Origin of the sequence: Variovorax paradoxus EPS, assembly GCF_000184745.1 — a bacterium.
GTDB classification, from domain to species: domain Bacteria; phylum Pseudomonadota; class Gammaproteobacteria; order Burkholderiales; family Burkholderiaceae_C; genus Variovorax; species Variovorax paradoxus_C.
This window is the reverse complement of sequence record NC_014931.1, coordinates 5,466,431-5,492,980: the sequence shown is the minus strand read 5'-3', so window position 1 is coordinate 5,492,980 and position 26,550 is coordinate 5,466,431. Positions and strand designations below refer to the sequence as shown.

Sequence of the window (26,550 nt, the reverse complement as noted above, 5' to 3'; positions counted from 1 at the left end):
GGCCGGATCGTGGCACTGCGATCGGGCGGAAGACGGGCCGGCCATTCTGATCTACCGCCGTTTAAACGGCAGCATCCAGCATCCTGCTGATGAACTCGGCATCTTGAATGCGGCCAAATCGACCAATTGGTGAGTAAACCATCGAGACCCTTTGGGAATTCTTTTTGGAATAACCCGGTCGATGAATGCCACTGTGAGGCATTTTCCGAGCTCAGCGCCACCGCCCGAACACTATGTTCGTACGAATAGATCAATTACCGCCTGGTAGTCCACTTCTTTTCGTATCCCCGCTGGATCTTTTTCAGCCATCGCACTTACTACTATTCGCATAAAACGGGGATGTTGTGCGGTGTCTAAGCGGGCATGTTCCGCGCTGGATGAAGCCATTGTTCCTCTATCTATGGGCATCTTTTCACATTTGACAAGGTTTGGCGCCGTCAAAAGCAACTCTCATGACATTTGAGTTTCGCTCTCGATTGGATGGATTACACAATCCGCTCCCTTCTTCCGCACCAGAAGCGTGAAGATTTCGATTCGGCAAACTTTCTATTTTTTTATTGCGCTCTACTGAGCACTCACTGGGTGCATTGATTGGCCTGTCGAGTCATTTGATGCGACGCGATGAATCTCCTTGCAATTTAAAAAACTCCTAATTTGGAGGAATGTTCACCGTTCAGGTGGGACGTCCGACTCCGGTATTCATTAATTTGTATCAAAGGCCAGTCATGAGCGAAATTGTTATTACAACTAAAACGACCGCGATCAGCGTGAACGCGCAGTCGAGCGAAATTCGGCTGACGGAAGCGTCGGTAGTGCAATTCGCGAGCGCAAGTACAAAAATTAAGGAAATGAAGCGAGTCGGCGATGACCTTCTGGTCACCGATGTTGGAAATAAGGTCGTTGTAATTCGCGATTTTTTCAAGAGTTTCAATGGTCTCAAGAGCGATCTGGTGCTTCGCGATTCCAACGAAGAAGGCCAACAGCAACTGGTTTTGGTTAAGTTGACCGAGGGACCGGCGGATCTGGTCGCTACCTACACGCCAATCGACTCAATCGAGCCGCTGCTGATCCATGAAGGCACTGATCTCAGTGTTCTGTTTTGGGCGCTCGGTGGCGGGCTTGCTCTTTCCGGGCTGGCGGGCAGCGGTGGCGGCGATGGTGGTGGGCCTTACATTCTGGATTTGGTGGCGCCAGCCGCGCCGACCGTGGCGCCGACGAATGGCAGAACGATTACCGGGACGGCTGAGCCTGGGAGTACGGTGATCGTCACGGTTGGAGACGAGGTTATTGGCGAGGTGGTGGTGGGTCCCGACGGAAATTTCGAGATCAAGCCGAAAAATCCGCCGGGCGATGGAAGTGTGATCACGGTGGTGGCGAAGGATCCTGACGGAAATACCAGTCCTCCCACCACAGCGACCGTAGATGGCGTGCCGCCAATCGCACCAACTGTGGATCCGACGAATGGCGGAACCATCACCGGGATAGGCGAGTCTGGGGGGCGCGTGGTCGCCAGGGTTGGCGATAAGGTTATCGGCGTCGCGGTGGTCGATCCCGAAGGGAAGTTCACGATCAAACCGACAATCCCGTTGGGTGACGGAACTGTGATCACGGTGGTGGCCGAGGATACTGCCGGAAATATCAGTCCTCCCACCACGGCGACCGTAGATGCGATGGCTCCGAGCGTGACCATCACCAACGACATCTCCGCCGCGGGCGACGTCACCTTCACCTTCACCTTCAGCGAGGTGGTCGATGGCTTCGGTATCGACGACGTGGTCCTGAGCGCCGGCACCAAGGGCGCTTTCAACCAAAAGAGCCCCACCGAATTCACGCTTGTGGTCAAGCCACCAGTCGGCCAGGGCGGTGTCATCACCGTCGACGTGCCAGCCGGTGCGGCCAAGGACAAGGCCGGCAACGACAGCCTGGCGGCCAAGCAGGCCAGCCAGCTCTTCGACAAGACGGCGCCTGGCGCACCGAGCGTGGCCATCACCGACGACACCGCCGGTACAGCCACGGGTGATGTCACCTTCACCTTCACTTTCAGCGAGCCGGTCACCGGCTTCGAGGCTGGTGATGTAGCCATCAGCGCCGGCACCAAGGGCACCTTCACCCGCGTGAGCGAATCCGTCTACACGCTGGTGGTCACGCCTCCTGCCACTGGCGGTGGTGTCATCACCGTCGACGTGCCAGCCGGTGCGGCCAAGGATCTGGGCGGCAACGACAACCTGGCTGCCAAGCAAGCCAGCCAGGCCTACGACAAGACGGGAGCGGGCGCGCCGAGCGTGGCTATCACCGACGACACTGCCGGCGCTGCCACTGGCGACGTCACGTTCACCTTCACCTTCAGCGAGCCGGTCACCGGCTTCGAGGCTGGTGACGTGGCCATCAGCGCCGGCACCAAGGGCGCCTTCACCCGCGTGAGCGAATCCGTCTACACGCTGGTGGTCACGCCTCCTGCCACTGGCGGTGGTGTCATCACCGTCGACGTGCCAGCCGGCGCGGCCAAGGATCTGGGCGGCAACGACAACCTGGCTGCCAAGCAAGCCAGCCAGGCCTACGACAAGACGGGAGCGGGCGCGCCGAGCGTGGCTATCACCGACGACATCGTCGGGGCCGCCACGGGTGACGTCACCTTCACCTTCACCTTCAGCGAGCCGGTCACCGGCTTCGAGGCTGGTGATGTGGCCATCAGTGCCGGCACCAAGAGCACCTTCGCCCGCGTGAGCGACAGCGTCTACACGTTGGTGGTCACGCCTCCGGCCACCGGCGGCGGTGTCATCACCGTCGACGTGCCAGCAGGTGCCGCCAAGGACCTGGGCGGCAACGACAGTTTGGCGGCCAAGCAAGCCAGCCAGCCCTACGACAAGACGGCGCCGGGCGCACCGAGCGTGGCCATCACCGACGACACTGCCGGCACCGCCACGGGTGATGTCACCTTCACCTTCACTTTCAGCGAGCCGGTCACCGGCTTTGAGGCTGGTGATGTGGCCATCAGTGCCGGCACCAAGGGCGCCTTCACCCGCGTGAGCGACAGCGTCTACACGCTGGTGGTCACGCCGCCGGCCACTGGCGGTGGTGTCATCACCGTCGACGTGCCGGCAGGTGCCGCCAAGGACCTGGGCGGCAACGACAGCCTTGCTGCGGCTCAGGCCAGCCAGCCCTACGACAAGACGGCAGCGGGCGCGCCGAGCGTGGCCATCACCGACGACACTGCCGGCGCTGCCACTGGCGACGTCACGTTCACCTTCACCTTCAGCGAGCCGGTCACTGGCTTCGAGGCTGGTGATGTGGCCATCAGTGCCGGCACCAAGGGCACCTTCGCCCGCGTGAGCGACAGCGTCTACACGTTGGTGGTCTCACCTCCTGCCACCGGCGGTGGTGTCATCACCGTCGACGTGCCAGCAGGTGCCGCCAAGGACCTGGGTGGCAACGACAGCCTTGCTGCGGCTCAGGCCAGCCAGCCCTACGACAAGACGGCAGCGGGCGCGCCGAGCGTGGTCATCACAGACGACACTGCCGGCACCGCCACGGGTGATGTCACCTTCACCTTCACTTTCAGCGAGCCGGTCACCGGCTTTGAGGCTGGTGATGTGGCCATCAGTGCCGGCACCAAGGGCGCCTTCACCCGCGTGAGCGAATCCGTCTACACGCTGGTGGTCACGCCTCCGGCCACCGGCGGCGGTGTCATCACCGTCGACGTGCCAGCCGGTGCGGCCAAGGACCTGGGTGGCAACGACAGCCTGGCGGCCAAGCAAGCCAGCCAGGCCTACGACAAGACGGCGCCGGGCGCACCGAGCGTGGTCATCACCGACGACACCGCCGGCACCGCCACGGGCGACGTCACGTTCACCTTCACCTTCAGCGAGCCGGTCACCGGCTTCGAGGCTGGTGATGTAGCCATCAGCGCCGGCACCAAGGGCACATTCACCCGCGTGAGCGACAGCGTCTACACGCTGGTGGTCACGCCGCCGGCCACTGGCGGCGGTGTCATTACCGTCGACGTGCCAGCAGGTGCCGCCAAGGACCTGGGCGGCAATGACAGCCTTGCTGCGGCTCAGGCCAGCCAGGCCTACGACAAGACGGCGCCGGGCGCACCGAGCGTGGTCATCACCGACGACACCGCCGGCCCTGCCACGGGAGACGTCACCTTCACCTTCACCTTCAGCGAGCCGGTCACCGGCTTCGAGGCTGGTGATGTGGCCATCAGCGCCGGCACCAAGGGCGCCTTCACCCGCGTGAGCGAATCCGTCTACACGCTGGTGGTCACGCCTCCGGCCACCGGCGGCGGTGTCATCACCGTCGACGTGCCAGCCGGCGCGGCCAAGGATCTGGGCGGCAACGACAACCTGGCTGCCAAGCAAGCCAGCCAGGCCTACGACAAGACGGCGCCAGGCGCGCCGAGCGTGGCCATCACCGACGACACCGCCGGCACCGCCACGGGAGACGTCACCTTTACCTTCACCTTCAGTGAGCCGGTCGATGGCTTCGAGGTCGGTGACGTGCTCCTGAACACCGGCACCAAGGGCGCTTTCAACAAAAAGAGCGATACCGAATACACGCTCGTAGTCACGCCGCCGGCCGGCGGCAGCGGTCTCATCACCGTCGACGTGCCAGCCGGTGCGGCCAAGGACAAGGCCGGCAACGACAGCCTGTCGGCCCAGCAGGCCAGCCAGCCCTACGACAAGACGGGAGCGGGCGCACCGAGCGTGGCCATCACCGACGACACCGCCGGTACAGCCACGGGCGACGTCACGTTCACCTTCACCTTCAGCGAGCCGATCACCGGCTTCGACGCAAGCGACGTTGTCATCAGCGCCGGCACCAAGGGCGCCTTCACCCGCGTGAGCGACAGCGTCTACACGCTGGTGGTCACGCCTCCTGCCACCGGCGGCGGTGTCATCACCGTCGACGTGCCAGCAGGTGCCGCCAAGGACCTGGGCGGCAACGACAGCCTTGCTGCGGCTCAGGCCAGCCAGCCCTACGACAAGACGGCAGCGGGCGCGCCAAGCGTGGCCATCACCGACGACACCGCCGGCACCGCCGCAGGGGACATCACTTTCACGTTCACCTTCAGTGAGCCGGTCGATGGCTTCGAGGTCGGTGATGTGCTCCTGAACACCGGCACCAAGGGCGCTTTCGACAAAAAGAGCGATACCGAATACACGCTCGTGGTCACGCCGCTGGCCGGCGGCAGCGGTGTCATTACCGTCGACGTGCCAGCCGGTGCGGCCAAGGACAAGGCCGGCAACGACAGCCTGACGGCCAAGCAGGCCCGCCAGCCCTACGACACGACGGCAGCGGGTGCGCCGAGCGTGGCCATCACCGACGACACCGTCGGCACCGCCACGGGCGACGTCACCTTCACCTTCACCTTCAGCGAGCCGGTCAGCGGCTTCAATGCCGCCGACGTGGTCATCAGCGCAGGCACCAAGGGCGCCTTCAGCCGTGTGAGCGAAAACGTCTACACGCTGGTGGTCACGCCGCCGACCATCGGCAGCGGTGTCATCACTGTCGACGTGCCCGCGAACGCGGCCATGGACCTGGGCGGCAACGGCAGCCTGGCGGCTCCACAGGCCAGCCAGGAGTTTGATGGTGCGCCCAGCGTCATCACGAGCGTTGCCATCACTAGCGCAACCTCCATCCAAAACCAGACTGCGAATGCTGGCGATGTGATCAAGGTCACGGTCATCCTGAGCGAAGCGACCACCGTCACTGGATCGCCCCAACTGGCCTTGAACATCGGTGGCACCACAGTCCAGGCCAAATACGCATCGGGCAGCGGGACCACTCAGCTGGTCTTCGAGTACACGGTGATGCCAGGTCAAAGCGATGGCAACGGCATCAGTATTCTTGCCAACAGCCTGACCCCGAACGGAGGGCTGCTGCTGGACGCGGCTGGAAACAATGCCCTGTTGTCTCATGCCGCAGTGGCTGACAACCCCGATTACCGGGTAGACACATCGATCGAGACGCCCACGATCACTACCTTCATCGACAACGTTGGAACGAAGATGGGTGCGTTCGGAGCAGGAATCGTCACCGACGACAACACGCCTCAACTGAACGGCCGTGCTGAAGCGTTCAGCACCGTCCGCGTCTATGGCGCGCACCTGGACGGCGGCTACGCGCTGCTGGGGTCCACCACCGCCAACGAATCGGGCGAGTGGCTGTTCACCCCACGGTATCAAGTCAACGGGACTCGGTCATACCGCGTCGAAGCGGAAGATGCGGCCGGAAACATCAGCGCCCCAAGCAACGACTTTTCTATTCAAATCCTGGGACCGACCGAGAAGCCCATAGAGGTTGGACCAACGTATGTCTGGAGTTCGGCACGCGCCGGTGACGTCAACGGCGATGGTTTCGACGATGTCTTGACGGGCGTATACGTCAGCGATGCCCGGGACATTCTGCTTGGCGGAAGAGTGCTCGGCGCCTCTACTATCGACCTCACGCCCGGCAATCCTTCGGTGTATCACCAATCGGGGATCGGCGACATCAATGGCGATGGCGTCAACGACGTTGTTACCCAGTACGCCAACAGGAACGGAGATGGATTTGGGACTGCCTACGTTTATCTTGGCGACAAGAAAAGTACGGCCTGGGTTAATTCTCAAGAATTCCGCACCCGAGGCGTTGGTGCCGCGGGTGATTTGGATGGCAATGGGCTGTCCGACTTCGTTCGCCTCGGCGACGGCAAGGATATGCAGACTTCGTCTGTCCAATACGGCACCGCGGGTGCCATCACTTCGGCCAACATCCAGAAGGATCTGAACTTCGGCATGTCCTCCGGAGGCGGCGCCTACAACGGGGCACAGCACAGCGACGCAGTGGGCGACTTCAATGGCGATGGTCTGAACGACCTGGTAACGAGCCACGGCATCTTCTTTGGCAGCAGGGAGGGAGGCATCTCGAGCACGGCAAATCGTTCCTGGATCACAGGCCCGAACGCCGATAAGGCCAATCAAGTGCAGGCGGTCAGCGCGGCGGGCGATGTGAACGGCGACGGATTCGCGGATGTCATCGTTCAGGACGGCTATCAGGCTTTCGTCGTATTCGGCGGCACCCAAGAAGGCCCAATCACACTCACGGCAGCCGGCCTGGGTAGCAATGGTTTCGTGATCGATACCAGCCGTAGAGGAACCCAAGTCACCGCGTACAGCGTGGTGGCGGGCATTGGCGACGTCAATGGCGATGGGTTGGCCGACGTCGCTATCAGTACCTACGGAAATAACTACTCAAAGACCGACGCCTCGGTTAGCAAAATTGGTGCAGCGACATTTAGTAGCAACGACTCGTACATCATTTTCGGCAAGACAGGTACCGACGCAGTCGATCCGCTGAGACTGGGTGACAAAACCGGCATTGTTGTTCCTGAAGAGCAGGCCGATGGGGCTTCGCTCGTGGGCATGTTCGACTACAACGGCGATGGACTCGCTGATTTCTTTGCGGGTTCGTACAACGCCTCCGCCAAAGAAGGCCACAACAGCAAGATCTTCACCGGTGGCGCTTCGCTGGGCGCACTGCCCTCGGACAGCGGGAGCGCGGTGGGTACGTCGAGAAGCAATTTCCTGACCGGCAGCGCGGGAGACGACACCATCGTCGGCAATGGAGGCGCTGACATCATCTACAGCGGATCGGGGAACGACACCGTGGTGCTGAATGCCGACAACCTCTCTTATCTGTCGAAGGGCGTTCAAAGCAATGACCGACTGGCCCGGGTGGACGGAGGCAATGGCATCGACACACTGAAGTTGTCGGACGTGACGTCTCTCGACTTGACCGGCATCAGCAACGCAGGCATCGGCTTCATCAACGTGTCGGTCGGCATGTCGCGCATTGCCAACTTCGAGCGCATCGACTTGGGAGACGGTACCAAAGACACGAACCTGAAGCTTTCCTTGCTCGACGTCATGGACATGAATGCGGCAGTCAATGTCTTCAACAACTCGACCTTCGGCAACGGGCTGGGCCATAAAGTGTCGCGCCACCAACTGGTGATCGACGGTGGGTCCGGCGATACGGTGACCGTGGCGAATTCCAGCCAATGGATATCCACCCCGGCCGGAACCGTGAGCAGCGGCGAGCAGGTCTACAAGATCTACAACAGCGTCGGTGCAAACCAGGGACAGTTGCTGGTCGACAGCGACGTTGCCGTGACGTTCGTTGTCTGAGGGCGGGCTTCGGTTGTGATGTTCACTCTCCAATTTGCCGGTCTGGCCGGGCTGGCCTTGGCCTGTGCACCAGTGATGGCGCAAGGCCGGCACGACGCAGCATCGGCTCCGCGCGAGGTCGCCGCGAACGAACGCGGCGCGGAGGGTGCCTTGCAATTGCGGCCCGCACGACGCCTTGCACCGAGCCAACTCGTTCGAGACCTCGGCACCATGTCGCCATCGAAGGCTTTCGATATGCCGGTCGTGGCAGGTCCCCTGGAGTTGACCGTGGCAGTGCAACTGGCGGTAGGCCGGCACCCGTCCATTGGCGATGCGATTGCCACGCTGTTGCAACACGAGGGAGGGGTGGACGTCGCCCGTGCTGGCTACTATCCGCAAGTTCGCGTGGGCGTGGGCGGTAGCCGCAGCAACGGTGCGGCTACTGCTCGCAGCGGTACCCAGGCTTCGATCTCTGCTTCGCAGATGCTGTACGACTTCGGCAAGGTATCCGGCGCGGTCAAGCAATCCGAAGCGCAGGTGTTGCGCCAGCAAGCCATGGTGCTGAAGCAACTCGACGCCGTGGCCCTGGAAGCGGCGCAGGCCGTGGTACAGGTCCATCGCTATCAGACCTTGCTGGACATTGCCAAGGATCAGGTTCAAGCCGTCGAGAAGGTGATGGAAACGGCGCAACTGCGCGCGAGCGCGGGCATCAGTACCCAGTCCGATCCGATCCAGGCGGAGTCGCGTGTCGACAGCGCCCGAGCCAACCGTCTGCAGGTGCAAACACAGTTGGCGCAGTGGCGTGAACGTCTGCGCACGCTTCTGGGAGGTGCGGTTCCGCAAGTGATTGCCCCCCTGCCGGATCAGCTCGCAAGGTCCATTCCCATGGATATCGTCCCCGACGACGGCTTGTTGCCCGACGTCCTTGTCGCCCGGGCAGAACGCCAGGCGGCCACGGCACAGATCGATATCGCGCGCGCGCAACGCTATCCCACGCTCAGCCTGGATGCCTCGGCGAACAAGGCCATGGCTGGCACCAACGCCAACTCCAACGCCCCGGAACGGGGCCTCAATCATTCCATTGCATTGAATCTGTCATCTGTTCTCTATCAGGGCGGTGCGCTGGATGCACAGGTGCGCTCCGCGATCGCCGCCGAAGAGGCGGCCGGCCAGCGTGTGGAAACCGCGCGGCTTCGTGTCGGAGACCAGGCACGGAGCTTTCGCGAGCAGATCATCGGAGCCCAGGCGCGCCTGGGTGCCTTGGCGTCACGCAAGCGGACCATCGCCATCGCGCGCGACCTGTATCGCGAGCAGTACAAGCTGGGAACGCGTTCCATCCTCGATCTGCTCAATGCCGAGCAAGAGATCTACCAGGCGGCGGCGGAAGAAGAGGCCGTCCAGCACGACCTTTGGGACCAGCGCATCGCCTACATCGGTGCGACCGGCCAGACCCGTGAGGTCTATGGGCTGAACAACCAGACCATTCAGGGAATGGACGTGCGGCCATGACGTTGCCATCGCAGTACCCCTCGTGGCTCGAGGCCATGCTCTTCGTGGCGCGCCACTACGGCATCGGAGCGTCCGAAGAGAGTGTTCGCGTTCAACTGGCCTGGGAACGCGGCATGCCGCTCGATGCGATGCTGGAGCGCATGGCACGGCAACTGGGACTGGCGCTTCGCTTCAGCACCTCCAGCGATGCGTTGCGCGACCCTTGGCGCCTGCCCCTGGTCGTTGAATTCGACGATGGGAGTGTCGGCGTTGTCCGGACTTCCGATGGAAAGGGCCAACTCGGCGTCGTCCTGAGCGGCGACGAGGGCCTCGAGACAAGCCTGGCGCTCGAGGAGCTGCAGCCGCGCGTCTTGCGGCTGGCCACTTTGCGTCCACGAACGGCGGTAGCCGATGCGCGGGTCGATGAATACATCAAGCCCTATCGGTCGAACTGGTTCTGGACGATCGCCCTGCACGATTGGCGCCGCTACGGCGACATCATGCTTGCATCGATGTTTGCCAACGTGCTTGCGTTGTCGGCCATGGTCTTTTCGATGCAGATCTACGACCGGGTGATTCCCGCGCAATCCGAATCCACGCTTTGGGTGCTGTTCGCCGGGGTGATGCTGGCGTTGGTCTTCGAGTTCTTGCTGCGGATGTCTCGCACCCACCTCTCCGATCTGATCGGGAAGCGGGTCGACCTCAAGATATCGGACCGTGTTTTCGGCCGCGCGTTGCGCATTCGCACCGACGCTCGCTCCAAGTCCACCGGCTCCTTCATTGCCCAGGTCCGCGAGGTCGAGCAAGTGCGCGAGTTGTTGACTTCGACCACCGTGGGCGCGGTAGCCGACCTTCCCTTTTTCCTGCTGTTCGTCGTCGTCCTGTGGCTGGTTGCAGGACCGCTGGCCTGGGTCGCGTTGATCGCCGTGCCGCTGCTGCTGATACCAGGGTTCCTGGCTCAACGGCCCCTGGCCCGCATGGCCAAGGAGGGCATGCGCGAGTCGGCTTTGCGCAATGCAATGCTGGTGGAAGCGGTGGAGGGTATCGACGACATCAAGCTGATGCGCGCCGAACCGCATTTCCAGAATCGATGGAATCACATGAACGAAGTCGCAGCCGGCATCAGCATGCGCCAGCGTTTTCTGAGCAGTTTGCTGATGACATGGACCCAGGAGGTGCAAGGCATCGCCTATGCGGTGGTGTTGCTGGCCGGTTGCTTCCTTGTCATGAAGGGCGAGATGACCACCGGGGCACTGGTTGGAGCGTCCATTCTCGCGTCGCGGATGATCGCGCCTCTGGCGCAACTGTCGTCTGTTTTCACGCGCTGGCAACAGGCGAAGGTCGCCCGCGAAGGGCTCGATCAGCTGATGCAGCGGCCGGTCGATCAGCCCGAGGGGGCCCGGCTGGTGCATGCACCGGCACTCCATGGCGACTATCTCCTTGCGGGGGTCCAGTTTCGTTACGGCAAGACCGACAAGCGCCCCGCGCTCGAAGTGGACAAGCTGCATATCAAGGCCGGGGAGAAGGTTGCGTTGCTGGGCCGAATGGGCGCAGGCAAGTCGACGCTGCTGCAAATCCTTTCGGGGCTGCAGGCGCCGCAGCAGGGTCAGGTTTCTCTGGATGCCCTGGAACTGGGGTTGATAGACCCGGCCGATCTGCGCCGGGACATGAGCCTGCTGACGCAGGACGCAAGGCTGTTTCACGGAACGGTCCGCGAAAACATCGTGATGGGCATGCCGCTCGCGACCGATGCCGAGGTGATGGAGGCCGTCGCCGTGTCCGGTGCCCTGCCTTTCGTGCAGTCCCGCGCCCAAGGGCTCGACGAGCTCATTCATGAGGGCGGTCACGGTCTTTCAGGCGGCCAGCGACAGGCATTGCTGTTGGCCCGAACCTTGATCCGGCAGCCGTCGATCCTGTTGCTCGACGAACCGACCGCGCACTTCGATGAACTCACCGAGCGCCAGGTGATCGCTGCGCTCGGCAGTTGGCTCGAGCCGCGGACCCTGATCGTGGCCACGCACCGGCTGCCGGTGCTGCAGTGGGTCGACCGTGTCATCGTCGTGGACGGCGGCCGCATCGTGATGGACGGGACCAAGGCGCAGGTCCTGGGAAAGCTCTCCAACGGCAATGACTAAAGAAATTCAGTACGCGGCTTCCGAGCCGGCGCTTCCTCCGTCGTCGTTGCTCATCTGGTTGATCGCTGCATTGCTCGTGGCGATGCTGGGCTGGTCCTGGTTCTTCGAGCTCGATGAAGTCTCGACCGGTGCTGGCAAGGTGGTGGCCTCCTCCAAGGAACAAACGATTCAGTCGCCGGAAGGGGGCATCCTGTTCGAGCTCAAGGTGCACGAAGGCGACATCGTCAACGCCGGCCAGGTGCTGGCGCAGTTCGATCGCACCAAGTCCGAATCGATGGTGAACGAAAGCGCGTCGCGCGCCCGCGCAGCGATGGCCATGTCCGCACGGCTGACCGCGGAAGTCAGAGGTACGCCGCTGGTATTTCCGGCGGAGGTGCTGGTGGATGCCGATCTTGTGCACACCGAAAGCGATCTGTATCGCTCGCGACGCGAAAGCCTCCAGAGTGCCCTGGCCGGCATTGCGCAAGCATTGACCTTGCTGCGGCGCGAACTTGCATTGACTGAACCGCTCGTCGCACGCGGTGCTGCCAGCGATGTCGAAGTGCTGCGCCTGAAGCGCCAGATCAACGAACTCGAATCCAGGGCGGCCGATACCCGCAACCAATACATCGTGAAAGCGCGTGAGGAACTGGCCAAGGCGAATGCGGATGTCGAAGCGCATGGTTCGATCACGCGCGGGCGCTCGGACTCGCTGACGCGGCTGACCTTCACCTCACCCGTGCGCGGCATCGTCAAGGACATCGCCGTGACCACGGTGGGCGGCGTCCTTCCTCCCGGTGGCAAGTTCATGGGCATCGTGCCGCTGGACGACAAACTGCTGATCGAGGCACGGATTTCGCCGCGCGACGTGGCTTTCATCCATTCGGGGCAGGACGCGATAGTCAAGTTCACTGCGTATGACTACTCGATCTTCGGCGGCCTGACGGGCAAGGTCACGACGATCTCTCCCGACACGATCCAGGACGAAGTCAAGCGCGATGTTTACTACTACCGCGTCTACATCCGCACCGACGTGGATCACCTCCTGGACAGGTCTGGAAAGAGCCGCCCCATCGTGCCGGGAATGATCGCTACCGCAGATATCCAGACGGGCAGCAAATCGGTCCTCGACTATCTGCTCAAGCCACTCAACAAGGCGCGCGAGGCGCTGCGCGAAAGATGAGTCGCATCGATGCACTGCGAGGGCCAAACAAGCTTCTTCGCATCTTTGCAGCCACTGCGCTCGCGGGAACCGTCGATTCGGCGCACTGCGCGCAGGCGCCGGCGAGTTGGTTCTGGACCGATGCCGGCATAGACAGGCTGCTGATGCTGCTTGCTGCGCTGTTCTGGGTGGTCACGCACCTTTGGGCGCTGATCGTGCTGTGGGCCGAGCGTCGCGCAGCGCTTGCGAAGCGAAGACCGACGGCTTCGCTCGAAGCAGAGGTGAGGGAGGCGCGCCATGACCGGGACACCGCAACATGAAGCGCAATCGCCTGGATGTTTGCTCACTATTCAAATCAGGAAGAGGCGAATTTCTCTTCCGTATTGATCGACGTTTCTATTGCGTGATATCGGGTGTCTAAATAGTCGCAAGTCCGCGCGTAAAAAATTTCTACAAGAAACACGTGATCGGAAAAAACTGCGACGCAGAACTTAAATATGTTTTAGAAAAATTCAAATGAACAGGGGAGGCTCGAGCTTTTATGCTGGCTTTAAACAAATCAAGTGATTTTGAAAATGTCGAGAAAAGCAGCATCTGTTTTTTCGAATTTTCGAACGACGCAACCAGCCGAAAAAATCCCCTTCGCAGACGACTGGACGCCTTGGGGCACGCGTCTCTGGAGGTCTATTCATTGGAGGATCTGCTGGTAATTCTGCGAAAGGGCGTGGCATTCAAATGCTTGCTGATCGCAATGCAAGACGAGGATATGAAGTTGGAATTGAAGGAGATTTCAAATTCCTCCAATATTCCATTGCTGCTCGTGGCTCCATTGGGTTTGCTGAATTCAATGATCGATGTGAATGGAAAATTTCCGGAATTTAGAAAACTGGATATCGTTTGCCCATCTTGCAATGACGAAGAGTTGAAGTTGAGAATAGAAATGCTGTCGCAGCGAGGTGAGGTTTTTCATAGGGCCGAGGGAAAATTCATATCTGGTGAATATCGATTCGATTCAGGCTCGAACTCGGTATGGATGGGGGACCAGCAAATCCATTTGAAGCCCAGGGAGTTTATTCTTGCTTTTGAATTGTTCAAGAATATCAACCTGCTGATTCCTCGCGAAAAAATTTCGGTCGAGGTCTGGAAGAAAAACATTCGATCCTCGAAGTCCAGGCCCATAGATGTCTGTGTTTCAAATGTGCGCAAAAAATTGAAACTCATACCTGAAAATGGATATGCGTTGAGGGCGATTTACGGGCAGGGTTATTCGCTGGTCAAATTGGGATAGCTTGAATTGCAAATTAAATTCCAGTTTGGCTGTATTCCAATTGAATAACTGAAATCCCGCTGCCGAACAAATCCGTTGTTTTTGCCAGGCTGATCCGTTGAAGGTGCAGCTCGCACAGACCGTGGGCGCCCAATATTTATCTTGGCAAATTCAGGAATTGATGCAGTAATGGCGAACTTGGCGATGCTTGCAAAGCAAAACCGGGCATCTGCAACGGGTGCGACGGAGGAAAAATTGGTCACTGGCCGGTACATTCCGAGTAACAAGCAGCTCATGGAGCGCGCGTTTCGCCAGCTCCGGGGCTTCGCCGCGTGGCCGGACATCGCGATGAGCCAACTGCTGGTAGCTTCCGTACTGACTTGGCATAAGCGCGGGGATTTGGTATCGGCCGGCACACCGTTACCGAAAATCCTCCTTGTCGTGGAGGGCCACCTGATGTTTTCCGAGGGCGACATCCACAGCCCCCGTCGTCTGGGCATGATCCTGCGAGGACCCGGTGACCTTCTGGGTTTCTGGCACATGCTGAACGCGAAAGAACGTGTGCTCACTTACTTCGCGCAGACCGACGCACTCGTCATTCATGTTCCTGGAAACACCGTCTTCGAGCTGCTCGACGAAGAGCCGGAACGATGGAAGGAGATGAGTCATTTTCTTTTGGGCAAGGAGCGGGAAGCCATGGATTTGGCGGCCGGCCAAGTCGTTGGAGCTTTCAAGAATCGACTTGGTTTGACGGTACATCAACTTGCATCGCTATACGGAGTGCGGGATGCCAGTGACCACATCCATTTGCGACTGACTCAGCACGATCTCGCCGAAATTCTTTGCGTCAGTCGGCAATTGGTCAGTGAGGCATTGAAGAGTTGGACCTCTGCCGGAATTCTTCAAATGGAATACAACGGCATCCAGGTTCTGGACCTCAAGGCACTGGCAGAACCTTATCCCGCCGTCGAAAATCAAGAGGGAAGGTCAAGAGAAAATGATGGGCTTGCGAAGTAGCTTCAATGACATGGTCCTGATGGAGGCTTCGCTGCGGAGAGCGTCAGCTTTTTCAGCTTGGCCGCATTCGATGATGGCTCGCCTCCTTTTAGCCTCTCATGTTGCGCATCATCACCCAAGTGAAGAAATTTCCAATGAATTGGAGCAAACGCCTCGAACATTCTTGATAGCGTCCGGACAAGTCATGGTGTCTCGCGTGACCGAGTTGGGCGAGCAATCTCCTTTTCTTCTTTTGGGCGCGGACAGCCTGGCAGGCGTTACTCAAATATTTGCCAAGAAAAACAGGGTTGTCTATGCGTTTGGCGCCCACACGGAAGTCGTTGCAATTCATTTCCCGACTCTTTTACTGATCGAATTGCTCGATTCTTTTCCAATGCATTGGCGCAGCATGACGTTGATGCTGGTGGGCCAGCATGGAACCTACGCTCAAAGCTTGCGAAGCCAGACGGCGGGCTCGCTGCAGCAGCAGGTCGCGTTGACCGTGAGTCGACTTGCTCAGCTTTACGGCGTCGCCATATCGGGAGGGGCCTCGGTTCGCGTACGGATATCCCAAGCGGAGCTGGCAATGCTTCTCCACGCTACCCGGCAAGCCGTCAACCGGCAGCTCAAAAAAATAGCGGCGTCCGGTGCGATTTCATTGGAATACCAAGGGCTCGTGGTGGTCGACCCGAAAATGCTGCGAGATATCGGTAGCGCCAGATCATGAAAGTTCTGCATGGCTGAGCCCCTCGGGAAAGAAGAAGTGGGAGCGCGCTTGGTCGATTGCCTCTCCGTGGCCGAGGTGGGCACCCTTCGCCGCATCCTGCGCAAGATCATCGATGCGGAGGCCGGTTCGCTCGACATCTTCGAACCTCTGCTGGCCCAGCTGCGCGAGAGCAAGTCCGCGGACTCCCCTTTCCCGCTTCCCTCTGGCACCTCCGGAAAAAAGTAAGGCTTCATGGCCAATTCACTCTCGCTGCGCCGCGCGTTCACGGCCGCCCTGCCGGCACTGTGCCTCGCGTTCTCGGCCACGGCCTCCGCCGACACCGTGCTGCGCACCGTGCCTTCGTCGGACCTGAAGATCCTCGACCCGATCTGGACCACCTCCAACAGCACGCGCAACCACGGGCTCATGATCTACGACACGCTTTTCGGCATGGACGAAAAGGGTGCGATCAAGCCTCAGATGGTCGAGAAATACACCGCCAGCGCCGACAACAAGGTCTGGACCTTCACGCTGCGCCCGGGCCTGAAGTTCCACGACGGCGCGCCCGTCACTTCGCAGGACGTCATTGGCTCGCTCGCCCGCTGGGCCAAGCGCGACGCGCTCGGCCAGAAGATGTACGAGGCCATGGACAGCATCGCCGCGGAAGGCCCCGACGGCTTTCGCATGAGCTTCAAGCAGCCCTTCGGTGTCGTGCTCGACGCGCTGGGCAAGCCCAGTCCGCCAGTGCCGTTCATCATGCCCAGGCGCGTGGCCGAGACGCCCGCCGACAAGCAGATCGACGAGCTGATCGGCTCCGGCCCCTTCACGCTCGCAAAGGCGGACTTTCGCCCCGGCGACCGCGTGATCTATCGCAGGAACGCCGCCTACGTGCCGCGCAAGGAGGCACCTTCGGGCCTCGCCGGCGGCAAGGTGGTGAACCTGGACCGCGTCGAATGGGTGTTGCTGCGCGATCTGCAGACGCAGGTCAACGCCCTGCTGAACGGCGAGGTCGACATGCTCGAGATCGCGCCTCTCTCTCGCTACGCCGACATGCGCGCCAGCGAGAAAATCGAGCTGGTCGACGTGATGCCCGCAGGGCCGTTCACCGTGATCTACAACCACAAGGTCGAGCCCTTCAACAACCCGAAGGCGCTGAAGGCGGCCATGCTCGCCATCAACCAGGAAGCCATGCTGCGCGCGCAGGTCACCGTACGCGACTTCTACAAGCCCTGCACCTCGATCTACCTGTGCGGCTCGGTCTATGCGAGCGACAAGACGGGCTTCTTCACCGGCAAGCCGCAGTTCGAGGAGGCCCGCAAGCTGCTGAAGGAATCGGGCTACGACGGCAAGCCCGTCGTCATCCTGCTGCCGGGCGACGTGCCGGCGTTGAACAAGATGCCCGCCGTCTACGGACAGTTGCTCAAGCAGGTGGGCTTCAACGTCGACGTGCAGACCACCGACTGGGCCACGCTCGTGACGCGCCGAGCCAAGAAAGACCTGCCGGAGAACGGCGGCTGGAATGCCTTCATCACCTTCTGGGGCGGCGTGGATGCCAGCAACCCGATCACCTACACCGCGCTGACCGGAAGCGGTGACAGGGGCTTCTTCGGCTGGCCGACCGATCCGGAACTGGAAGCACTGAAGTCGCAGTTCATCGAGACGACAGATCTCGTCAGGCGCAAGGACATCGCCACGCGAATCCAGCTGCGCGCACTCGAAGGCGGCGTGATCGCTCCGCTGGGCGAAGGCAAGGCGCTCGCCGCGGTGCGCCGTGGCGTGGTGAGTGGACTGTTGCCATCGCCAGCCGTCCTGTACTGGAACGTGCGGAAGAACTAGGCGCGGGCCCTCGCGGGAAGGCGCCGTGCGGCCATTGCAGAGAATCCTCCGGTCTTCGGATTCACAGCAAGGCGTTCATGCGATGAGTGAGCGGACCCTGCTGCGCTTGTGGGATGACGGCTTCATCTACATCGCACCAGCCATCCGACGCCGGACGAGCAGCCAACTCCGACTGGGCCTCGTCACCGTCGTCGTGGTGCTCTGGTTGCTGTTTTCCGACGAGGGCAATGCGCATGCAACCCACGCGGCGCAGCTGAAAACCGGCAGCTACCAACGCACGCCCATCTTCAGGAACAGCTTCGACAAAACGAACAGCGGGCCGACCCAGAGATATTGGATGTCTTCGAAGAACGACGGTTTCTTGCCCTCGATCTTGTGGCCCACGAACTGGAATATCCACGCCACGACAAAGATGGCGGCTGAAATCGGCAAGACGAGCCCGCCCATCGCATGCACCAGCGCCAGGGCCAGCGCGGTGAGCACCAGCATCGTCACCAGGAAGGCCGCTGAGCGCAGCAGCGCGTAATAGACGAGGCTCGCAGCCACGAAAACATAGGCCACCCACGGGTGAATCGCGAAAAGCAGCCCGACGATGCTCAGCATGATGGTCGGGATGGCGATGTAGTGGATCAGCTCGTTGGTCGGATTGCGGTGGCTTTCCTCGTAGTGCGCGAGCAGCCGGTCGACCTTGCGGTCGCTCGAAGCCAGCGGGGCGGCAGCGGTGTGCATCATCCTGAGTCTCCTGAAGAAGCGCCGTTCGATGCGGCGGCGAAAGTTCGATGGTGCCCACGGCACTGGCAGATGGCAAGTGCGGGCAAGCGCTGCGAATGCTACTGAAAAAGTAGCAATTCCGGCCCAGTGGGTGCGTCGCGGCATGACTTAGGGCACTGTCGCCGGCCCTTTGCCCCGCTAAGATCAAACGCGTGGCTCCCTTCGATTCTTCTTCCACGCCTCCGCCAGAGACAGCCGGGGCGGGTCTTCCAGTTCGCGCACCGACCGCGATCCTGGTCGTGGACGACCACGATCTGCTCCGCCTGGGGGTCTGTGCGCTGGTGCAGGCGCAGGCCAGCTCTTCGGGCGGGCGCATCGAGGTCTTCGAGGCCGGCAACGTCACCGACGCCCTCGCGCTGTACGAAGCCCACCAATCCGCCATCGGCCTCGTGCTGCTCGACCTGGCGCTGCCCGACACCCACGGATTGAGCGGCCTGGCGGAATTTCGGCTGCGCTTTCCGGCGGCGCGCATCGTGGTGCTGTCCGGCACGGGCAACAGCACGCTGGCGCAGGGCGTGCTCGCGCTGGGCGCCAGCGCTTTCCTCCCCAAGTCGGCCGACCTGAAAGAGGTGGTGAGCTTCATCCGCGCCTGCGGCCTCTTGGACCCCGATGCGGCCGACAACCCGCCGCCCACCGTTCCGAAGGCGCTCACCGGCTATGCCGAATTCGCCCACGCCAGCGCATGGCAGGAGCTCACGCCGCGCCAGATGCAGGTGCTGCAGTGGGTGCTCGAGGGCAAGGCCAACAAGGAAATCGCCCAGCTCGCCAACCTGAGCGAAGGCACGGTGAAGAACCACGTCTCGACCATCCTGCTGCTGTTCGGCATGCGCTCGCGCGCCCAGTTGATCAGCACGCTGCATTGACGAGCTTCTGAGCTTGCCGACTGTGGCGTCCAGCGACCCGTCCGCCGACCACGCCCTCGGCCAGCGGGTGCTGCGCGAGCACGTCGCTTCCGTCTACGACACCTACATCGTCTCGACGCTGACCCACATGGCGTTCGTGGTGGTGTTCGGCTGCATCATCTATTCGCAACTTCGCAACCTGAGCCTCTTGTTCTGGATCGGCGGCCTGGTGATTGCCGACATCTACGTCTTCTTCACGCCGCGCTGGACCCCGCTGCGCCCTGCGCGGGAAAGCGCGTACTGGGCGCGCAAGATCTCCCGCATGGTCACGCTGGTCAGCATGATCACGGCGGTGGTGCCGTGGCTCATCGTGCCCTACGACAACCTGCCGATGACCTCGCTGCTGATGGCGGTGATCGTGGGCAGCTGCGCCCGGGCGGCGCAGTCGCTCTGGCCGCTGAAGTCGGCGCTCTTCGGCTACACCCTGCCGATGTCGCTGGGCCTGATCACCGCGCTGGCATGGCAGGGCGACGGCCTCCATCTTTTTCTGGCGGCGGCCGGCGCGGCCTACCTGCTGCTGACGCTGCGCGCGGGCATCGGGCAGCACAGGCTGCTGACCGAGTCGCTCATGCTGCGCTTCGAGAACGAGGCCCTGGCCGCGCGCCTGGGCGAGCAGATCGCCGCCACCGAGCGCGCCAGCGAAGAGAAAACCCGCTTCCTCGGCACGGCCAGCCACGACCTGCGCCAGCCGCTGCACGCCATCGCGCTTTTCGGCGCCGCGCTCGAGAACGAACTGCGCGACCGCCCCGAGGGCCGCAACGCAGAGCGCCTGATGCGTGCGGTGAATGCGCTCGGTGCATCGCTGGACACCATGCTCGACGTCTCGCGGCTCGATGCGGGCGTGATCACGCCGGTGCCGCAGCCGGTGCAGCTCGACGCGCTCTTTCTGCCGCTCAATCACACGTTCTCGGCGCGCGCCGAGCAGAAGCAGCTGCAATTGCGGGTGCGCGCCAGCGGCCTGTGGGTGCACAGCGATCCGCAACTGTTGCACCGCATGCTGTCCAACCTGATGGACAACGCGCTCAAGTACACGGCCCACGGCGGCGTGACGGTGATGGCGCGCGAGCGCGGCGATTCGGTGTGGGTCGAGGTGCGCGACACCGGCATCGGCATCGCGCCCGAGCAGTCGGGCCGCATCTTCGAGGAGTTCTATCAGATCAACAATCCGGGCCGCGACCGCTCACGGGGCCTGGGCATCGGGCTGTCGATCGTGCAGCGGCTGTCGCGGCTGCTCGGCCATCCGGTGCAGATGCATTCGCGTCCGGGGCGCGGCACGCACTTTCGCGTCGTGCTGCCGCTCGCCCGTGCGCAGGCCAGCGGGCTGCAGCCGGCCTTTCCCTCCGAGACGGGAGACCTGGCGCCGGTGCCGCAACGCAGGATCGCGCCGCCGCTGCCGGGGCGCGTGCTGCTGCTGGACGACGAACTCGAGATCCGCGAGGCCATGGTGGGCCTGCTGCGCTCGCACGCGATCGATGCGCACGCCGTGGCCGACGAGGCCGGCGCTGCCGCAGCCCTGCAAAAGGCGCACGGCGAAGGGCGCCCGTTCGATCTGCTCCTGTGCGACTACCGCTTGGCCGACGGTGTCGACGGCCTCGATGCCGGCCTGCGCCTCTGCCAGCGGCCGGGCGAGGGCCGCGCCGAAATCCCACTGCTGCTGATCACCGGCGAGACCTCGCCCGCCCGCCTGCAGCGCGTGCGGGAGTCGCAGGTGCCGGTGCTGTTCAAGCCGGTCGTGGCGGCTGCGCTGCTTCAGGCGATGGCCGAGCTTGCCGGGTCGAAGGTGGCGGCCCGGCCCTCAATGGTCGATGCCTGAACACCTTGGTAGTAATTGCAATCCGATCGCCGAAGTAAAAGTCGAATGGCAATGACTTTCGGCACTGGTGAGCATTCGCTCCGCCGAATATCTTCACTGCATTCCGACGCAGCCCAATGGGCCGTACGGCAAAAGAACCAGGGGGAAGGGAGAGAAGAAGAAAAGTGAGAAGCGGCCCCGGCGCGAGCGGGGGCCGCTTTTTTTTTACTCCGGGATCGTGCCGAAATCAGCCCAGAAGTGCCTGCGCGAATTCGCGCGCGTTGAAGGTCTCCAGATCCTCGAGCTTCTCCCCGACGCCGATGAAGTAAACCGGAATCGGCCGCTCGCGCGCAATGGCGCACAGCACGCCGCCCTTGGCCGTGCCGTCCAGCTTGGTCACGATCAGGCCGGTAAGACCCAGTGTCTCGTCGAAGGCTTTGACCTGCGCGAGCGCGTTCTGCCCGGTGTTGCCGTCGATCACCAGCAGCACCTCGTGCGGCGCGCTGGCGTCGGCCTTGGTGACCACGCGCTTGATCTTCTTGAGCTCGTCCATCAGGTGCAGCTGCGTCGGCAGGCGGCCGGCCGTGTCGACCAGCACCACGTCCTTGCCGCGCGCCTTGCCGGCGTTCACCGCGTCGAAGCTCACGGCCGAGGGGTCGCCGCCCTCGTTGCTCACGATCTCGACCGTGTTGCGGTCGGCCCAGACCAGCAGTTGCTCCCGCGCCGCGGCCCGGAAGGTGTCGGCGGCCGCCAGCAGCACCGAGGCGCCCTCGGTGGCCAGGTGCTTGGTGAGTTTGCCGATGGAGGTCGTCTTGCCCGCGCCGTTGACGCCGGCCACCATGATCACGGTGGGCGTGAACTGGCCGATGACCAGCGGTTTTTCGAGCGGGCGCAGCAGGTCGGCGATGGCTTCGGCCAGCAGCACCTTGACCTGCGCCGCGTCGGTGGCCATCTGGCGCTTGACGCGGACCTTCAGGTCGTCGAGCAGGTATTCGGTGGCCTTGACGCCGGTGTCTGCCATCAGCAGGGCGGATTCGAGCTCTTCATACAGCGCGTCGTCGATCTGCGCGTTGACGAACACGGCCTGGATGCCGGTGCCCGTTTTGCGCAGGCCCGTCTTGAGCTTGTCGAACCAGCCCTTGCGTTCGGTGGCGACGGCGGTTGCCGCGACGGGCGCAGGGGCCGGAGCGGGTGGAGGCGGTGGAACGAAGACAGGCGCGGGTGCTGGCGCCGGAGAAGGTGCCGGCACGACCGGGGCCGGCACTGGTGTGGGCGCCACAACGGGGGCCGGGGCAGGCGAGACAACCGGTGCAGGTGCCGCGACAGGTGTGGGCGCTGGCGCTGGGGGTGGCGGCGGCACGGGTGCCGGGGCCGGCGTCGGCGCAGGCGTCACCGGGGCTTCTTCGGCCGCCGGCTTCGCGCCGAACCAGCTCGAAGGCGAGAACACCGAGCGTGTGGGTGCGGGCTCCGGGGCAGGGGCCGGCGCGGCCGGCGGGGTGGGCGCCGGCGTGTCGGGGGTTTCGGCAGGCGGTTTTTTCTTGAAGAAACTGAACATCGGGAGCTTTTTACAATCCGACCCATTCTATGAAACACCTCTCGCCACGCAGTACTGCGTCTGGTGCGGTGCTGGCGGTGGCGCTGATGGCGTCCGGAGCCATGCCTGCCCATGCCCAGTCCACGCCGACCCCCGCTTCCACCTCCGCCGCCACCGCGGCGGCTCCGGGTCCCCAGCAATTCACCCTCGCGAACGGCATGACGCTGATCGTCCAGCCCGACCGGCGCGCGCCGACCGCGGTGCAGATGGTCTGGGTCCGCGTCGGCTCGATGGACGAGGTCGACGGCACTTCCGGCGTGGCACATGCGCTCGAACACATGATGTTCAAGGGCACGAAGGACATCAAGCCCGGCGAGTTCTCCCGCCGTGTGGCGCAGCTCGGCGGCCAGGAAAACGCCTTCACCACGCGCGACTACACCGGCTATTACCAGCAGATCCCGGTCGGCAGCCTCGAGCAGGTGATGAAGCTCGAATCCGACCGCTTCGCCAACAACCAGTGGCCCGACGACGAGTTCAAGCGCGAGATCGAGGTCGTCAAGGAAGAGCGGCGCCTGCGCACCGAAGACCAGCCCCGCGCGCTGCTCGGCGAACAGCAGAGCGCCGCCGTCTTCATGGCCTCGCCTTACCACCGTCCGGTGGTCGGCTGGATGAGCGACCTGGACGCGATGACGCCCGACGACGCGCGCGAATTCCACAAGCGCTGGTACGTGCCCGCGAACGCGGTGCTCGTGGTGGCCGGCGACGTGGACGTCGCCAAGGTCCGTGCGCTGGCCGAGAAGTACTACGGCGTCATCCCGGCGCGTGCCGTGCCCGCGCGCAAGCCGCGCGTCGAGCCGGTGCAGCGCGGCATCCGCCGCCTCGAATTCAAGGCGCCCGCCGAGCAGGCCTATGTGTCGCTCGCCTACCGCGTGCCGCAGCTTGCGAACATCGACGACACGAACAGCGATTCCTGGGCGCTCGTGGTGCTCTCGGCCGTGCTGGATGGCTACGCAGGTGCACGGCTGGATCGCGCGCTTACGCAGGGCCCCGATCGGGTGGCCGATTCCGCCGGTGCCTATTCGGGCTTCATCGGACGCGGTCCGCAGCTCTTCGTGCTCGACGGCGTGCCCTCCCACGGCAAGAGCGCCGAAGTGGTCGAAGCCGCGCTGCGCGCCCAGGTGGCGCGCATCGCCAAGGACGGCGTTGGCGAGGCCGAACTGGCCCGCGTCAAGACGCAGTGGGTTGCCAGCGAAACCTACAAGCGCGATTCGGTGATGGCGCAGGCGCGCGAACTCGGCAGCAACTGGATTCAGGGCTTTCCGCTCGACGCGAGCGAACGCATCGTCGCCCGGCTGCAGGCCGTCACCGCCGCCCAGGTGCAGGCCGTGGCCGCCAAATACTTCGGCGACGACCAGCTCACGGTGGCCACGCTGCGTCCCTTGCCGCTCGAAGCCAAACCCCGCGGTCGCGGCTTCGCGGCACCCGCGGGCGAGATGCGCTGAAAGACCGGAACCCTCATGATCACTCTCAAGAAACTGGCGCTGCGCGCCGTATTCGCAGGCACCGCCGTGCTCGGCCTCGGTCTTGGCACTGCGCAGGCCGCGCTCCCCATCCAGCACTGGACGCTCGCTAACGGCGCCAAGATCTATCTCGTCGCGACCAACGCGCTGCCGATCGTCGATGTGCAGGTCGACTTCGATGCCGGCAGCCGGCGCGATCCGGCGCCGCAGGCGGGCCTGGCCAGCGTGATTTCGGCGATGGTCGAGAAGGGCGTGCGCGCAGGCAAGAACGGCGAGCCCGCGCTCGACCAGAATGCCCTCGGCGAAGCCTGGGCCGACCTGGGCGCGAGCTTCGACGTGAGTGCGGGCACCGACCGCATGAGCTATTCGCTGCGCACGCTGTCCGACCCGGCGCTGCTCGGCAAGGCCGTGACGCTGGCCTCGCGCGAGATCGGCGAGCCCTCTTTCCCCGACGACGTCTGGCTGCGCGAACGTGAACGTATCAACGCTTCCATCAAGGAGTCCAACACCAAGCCCGCGACCATCGCCGGCCGCGCGTTCGCGCAGGCCGTCTACGGCGTGCATCCGTACGGGCAGGAGGTCACCGAGGAAACGTTGGCGCGCATCGACACCGCCGCCATGCGCCAGCGCTACCAGCAGCTCATCGTGCCGTGCCGCGCCAAGCTCAGCATCGTGGGCGCGGTGACGCGTGCCGAGGCGGAATCGGTGGCGACTACGTTGCTGTCGCGCCTGCCAGCCACCGACAGTTGCGCGCCGCTGCCCGCGATCGCACCGGTGGCCGCACTGGCCGCGTCGAAGGACGAGCGCATTCCGTTCGACTCGGCCCAGGCCCACGTCTTCATCGGCCAGCCCGGTTATCCGCGCAAGGATCCCGACCACTTCGCGCTCACCCTCGGCAACTACGTGTTGGGCGGCGGCGGGTTCGTCTCGCGCCTGACCAACGAGGTGCGCGAGAAACGCGGCCTCACCTACAGCATCTACAGCGGCTTCGCGCCGGGGCTCGATGCGGGCGCGTTCCGCGTCGGCTTCCAGACCCGGCCCGACCAGGCCGAAGAGGCGGTGAAGATGTCGCGTGAAGTGCTGGCGAAGTTCGTGGCCGAAGGCCCGACCGAGAGTGAGCTGAAGGCCGCGAAGGACAACCTGATCGGCGGCTTCCCGTTGCTGCTGGACAGCAATCACAAGCTGATCGGCAACGTCGCGAACATCGCCTGGCACGACCTGCCGCTGGACTACCTCGATACCTGGACCACGCGCATGAACGCGGTCACGGCGGCCGATATCAAGGCGGCGTTTGCACGCAAGCTGCAGCCGCAGCGGATGGTGACAGTGGTGGTCGGCGGAAAGTAACCGTCAGGCCAGCGCGTGCGGGCCGCTGGTGGCGGCCGCACGCACCGCCGTGCCGAGCCGCCGGAGCAACTGCGGCGCCGCGCGAGCCTGCTGCCAGTAGAGCGGCACCGGCAGCGTCGAACCCGGCACCAGTTCCACCAGCGTGCCCTCGCGCATCGCGTCGGCCACCATGCTGGCCGGATGCATGCCCCAGCCCATGCCCGCGCACGCCGCTTCGACAAACGCGTTCGGCGATGGAATCCAATGCCGCGGCGTCTCGACGTTGCGGTGGCAGATGCGGCGCACCCAACGAGCCTGCAGGCGGTCCTTGCGATCGAACACCAGGCTCGGGGCGTTCGCCAGCGTTCGCGCGCCCACGCCCTTGGCGAAGTGCCGCTTCACGAAGTCGGCGCTCGCGGCGGCCACGTAGTGCATCGTGCCCAGCGACTCGCTGTTGCAGCCGGCCACCGGCTCGGCCAGCGCGGTCACCGCCGCGAGCACGGCGCCGCTGCGCAAGCGCTCGGCGGTGTGGTCCTGGTCGTCGACCGAGAGATCGAGCAGCGCGGCTTCCTCCTGCACGGCGAAGGCTGCGGCCGCGGCCATGAACCAGGTCGCCAGGCTGTCGGCGTTGACGGCCACGCGCACCGTGACGCGTTCGTGCGCCTCGCCGCCCATGCCGAGCGCGGGCAGGGCGTCGCGCAGTTCGTGCTCCAGCATGCCCACGCGCTCCACGTGCCGGCACAACTGCAGGCCCGCCTCCGTGGCGACACAGGGCTGGCCGCGCACCAGCAGCGCCCCGCCGATGCGCTCTTCGAGCAGCTTCACGCGCTGCGAGACGGCCGAGGGCGTGACGTTCAACGCGCGCGCGGCGCGTTCGAAACTGCCTTCGCGCACGACGGCGGCCAGGGCATTGAGGGCGGCGTAGTCAAGCATCGTGATTAGCCAAACTGAATTGAAGTTAGTAGGTTTAGTTTGAGTTAATTCGC

Annotated in this window: 18 protein-coding genes; 14 read left to right on the top strand and 4 right to left on the bottom strand. The window is 63.3% G+C overall.

Annotated features, from left to right (window positions below; genetic code table 11):
- The first annotated feature begins 725 nt into the window (after positions 1 to 725).
- The 10 genes from VARPA_RS25160 (at position 726) to VARPA_RS25115 (ending at position 17,719) form a co-directional block, all read left to right on the top strand.
- Complete coding sequence (locus tag VARPA_RS25160) at positions 726 to 8,171, top strand: Ig-like domain-containing protein (RefSeq protein ID WP_013543408.1); 7,446 nt, start codon at positions 726 to 728, stop codon at positions 8,169 to 8,171.
- An 18-nt stretch (positions 8,172 to 8,189) separates the two neighbouring features.
- Positions 8,190 to 9,659, top strand: a complete 1,470-nt coding sequence (locus tag VARPA_RS25155) for a TolC family outer membrane protein (RefSeq protein WP_234974849.1) — start codon at positions 8,190 to 8,192, stop codon at positions 9,657 to 9,659.
- Positions 9,656 to 11,773 (top strand): type I secretion system permease/ATPase, encoded by a 2,118-nt coding sequence (locus VARPA_RS25150; protein WP_013543406.1) that lies wholly within the window; start codon positions 9,656 to 9,658, stop codon positions 11,771 to 11,773. The genes VARPA_RS25155 and VARPA_RS25150 overlap by 4 nt, the downstream gene beginning before the upstream one ends.
- A gap of 58 nt (positions 11,774 to 11,831) precedes the next feature.
- Entirely contained in the window at positions 11,832 to 12,935 is a 1,104-nt protein-coding gene (locus VARPA_RS25145; protein ID WP_234974847.1) for an HlyD family type I secretion periplasmic adaptor subunit, read from the top strand.
- A complete protein-coding gene (locus tag VARPA_RS25140; RefSeq protein WP_013543404.1) occupies positions 12,932 to 13,234 on the top strand; it encodes a hypothetical protein in 303 nt (100 codons plus the stop codon). Before VARPA_RS25145 ends, VARPA_RS25140 begins: the two co-directional genes overlap by 4 nt.
- A gap of 221 nt (positions 13,235 to 13,455) precedes the next feature.
- Positions 13,456 to 14,202, top strand: a complete 747-nt coding sequence (locus tag VARPA_RS30310) for a winged helix-turn-helix domain-containing protein (protein ID WP_013543403.1) — start codon at positions 13,456 to 13,458, stop codon at positions 14,200 to 14,202.
- A gap of 168 nt (positions 14,203 to 14,370) precedes the next feature.
- Positions 14,371 to 15,198, top strand: coding sequence for a Crp/Fnr family transcriptional regulator (locus tag VARPA_RS25130; RefSeq protein WP_013543402.1), 828 nt, complete (start codon positions 14,371 to 14,373; stop codon positions 15,196 to 15,198).
- Between the two features lie 10 nt (positions 15,199 to 15,208).
- Positions 15,209 to 15,904 (top strand): Crp/Fnr family transcriptional regulator, encoded by a 696-nt coding sequence (locus tag VARPA_RS25125; protein ID WP_013543401.1) that lies wholly within the window; start codon positions 15,209 to 15,211, stop codon positions 15,902 to 15,904.
- Between the two features lie 9 nt (positions 15,905 to 15,913).
- Positions 15,914 to 16,129, top strand: a complete 216-nt coding sequence (locus VARPA_RS25120) for a hypothetical protein (RefSeq protein ID WP_013543400.1) — start codon at positions 15,914 to 15,916, stop codon at positions 16,127 to 16,129.
- Between the two features lie 6 nt (positions 16,130 to 16,135).
- Positions 16,136 to 17,719, top strand: coding sequence for an ABC transporter substrate-binding protein (locus tag VARPA_RS25115; RefSeq protein ID WP_013543399.1), 1,584 nt, complete (start codon positions 16,136 to 16,138; stop codon positions 17,717 to 17,719).
- 61 nt (positions 17,720 to 17,780) lie between these two features.
- Here VARPA_RS25115 and VARPA_RS31445 read toward each other — a convergent pair whose 3' ends face one another.
- Both VARPA_RS31445 and VARPA_RS25110 read right to left on the bottom strand, forming a co-directional pair.
- Complete coding sequence (locus tag VARPA_RS31445) at positions 17,781 to 17,954, bottom strand: hypothetical protein (protein ID WP_167330556.1); 174 nt, start codon at positions 17,952 to 17,954, stop codon at positions 17,781 to 17,783.
- Between the two features lie 32 nt (positions 17,955 to 17,986).
- Positions 17,987 to 18,451, bottom strand: a complete 465-nt coding sequence (locus VARPA_RS25110) for a DUF962 domain-containing protein (RefSeq protein ID WP_013543398.1) — start codon at positions 18,449 to 18,451, stop codon at positions 17,987 to 17,989.
- Positions 18,452 to 18,642: 191 nt separating this feature from the next.
- Between VARPA_RS25110 and VARPA_RS25105 the strand changes: the two genes are divergently transcribed.
- Both VARPA_RS25105 and VARPA_RS25100 read left to right on the top strand, forming a co-directional pair.
- Positions 18,643 to 19,353 carry a response regulator transcription factor gene (locus VARPA_RS25105; protein WP_013543397.1) on the top strand — a complete coding sequence of 237 codons (711 nt, stop codon included), beginning with the start codon at positions 18,643 to 18,645 and terminating at the stop codon, positions 19,351 to 19,353.
- A 22-nt stretch (positions 19,354 to 19,375) separates the two neighbouring features.
- Complete coding sequence (locus tag VARPA_RS25100; RefSeq protein ID WP_013543396.1) at positions 19,376 to 21,205, top strand: hybrid sensor histidine kinase/response regulator; 1,830 nt, start codon at positions 19,376 to 19,378, stop codon at positions 21,203 to 21,205.
- A 226-nt stretch (positions 21,206 to 21,431) separates the two neighbouring features.
- On the opposite strand, the gene ftsY is transcribed toward VARPA_RS25100, so the two are convergent.
- Positions 21,432 to 22,739, bottom strand: a complete 1,308-nt coding sequence (gene ftsY / locus VARPA_RS25095) for a signal recognition particle-docking protein FtsY (protein ID WP_013543395.1) — start codon at positions 22,737 to 22,739, stop codon at positions 21,432 to 21,434.
- A gap of 29 nt (positions 22,740 to 22,768) precedes the next feature.
- Between ftsY and VARPA_RS25090 the strand changes: the two genes are divergently transcribed.
- Together VARPA_RS25090 and VARPA_RS25085 are read left to right on the top strand one after the other, a co-directional pair.
- Positions 22,769 to 24,220, top strand: a complete 1,452-nt coding sequence (locus tag VARPA_RS25090) for a M16 family metallopeptidase (RefSeq protein WP_013543394.1) — start codon at positions 22,769 to 22,771, stop codon at positions 24,218 to 24,220.
- 15 nt (positions 24,221 to 24,235) lie between these two features.
- Positions 24,236 to 25,585: a M16 family metallopeptidase gene (locus tag VARPA_RS25085; RefSeq protein WP_013543393.1), complete on the top strand. Its 1,350-nt coding sequence runs from the start codon at positions 24,236 to 24,238 to the stop codon at positions 25,583 to 25,585.
- A 3-nt stretch (positions 25,586 to 25,588) separates the two neighbouring features.
- Here VARPA_RS25085 and VARPA_RS25080 read toward each other — a convergent pair whose 3' ends face one another.
- The gene (locus VARPA_RS25080) at positions 25,589 to 26,497 is read right to left on the bottom strand and encodes a LysR family transcriptional regulator ArgP (protein ID WP_013543392.1); all 909 of its coding nucleotides are present in this window, start codon (positions 26,495 to 26,497) and stop codon (positions 25,589 to 25,591) included.
- Positions 26,498 to 26,550 lie beyond the last annotated feature (53 nt).